Genomic DNA, 441 nt, shown 5'->3' with positions numbered 1-441 from the left:
CGAGTGTAGGACCTGGACTCGAAGAAATTTTAGCTCTGGACCATAGCGAAGATTCTTTCGATTTCCAGGGTGATTAGAATGAAGACAATGAAAGGGGGGTTAAATATGATGAAAAAACCTCAGCTCCCAATTAGGAAAAAGGAGCGTGGAAATCGTAAAGATATGCTCAATTTCAGAATGATTAAAGCCTTTGATTTTTTTGAAAATATTTTGCTTGATTCAAAAACAAGAATTGAGTTTTCAACGATCATGAAAAAAGCTCAAAGGGAAGTGGATTATTATCGTATTGGCTTATTTGATGTTGATTCAGTGATTTATGATTATGCGGAAAGGAGGCTGAAAGCTCTTTTTGAATTGAAGACTAAAGAGCAGGTGAATTACATGAATGGTCATTTTACTTTTATGGAGTCACAATACATTGTTACAAAAGCATTAGCTGAA

1 protein-coding gene is annotated in these 441 nt (G+C 34.9%); it reads left to right on the top strand.

Translation table 11 applies throughout. From position 1 onward, the window contains the following. Window positions 1-78 precede the first annotated feature (78 nt). Window positions 79-441: hypothetical protein (locus E3E37_RS11105; RefSeq protein ID WP_167717410.1), on the top strand; the 363-nt coding region annotated here is incomplete at its 3' end.

Source organism: Thermococcus sp. ES12 (genome assembly GCF_012027515.1).
GTDB classification, from domain to species: Archaea; Methanobacteriota_B; Thermococci; order Thermococcales; family Thermococcaceae; genus Thermococcus; species Thermococcus barossii.
This window is presented reverse-complemented; position numbering and strand designations above follow the sequence as displayed.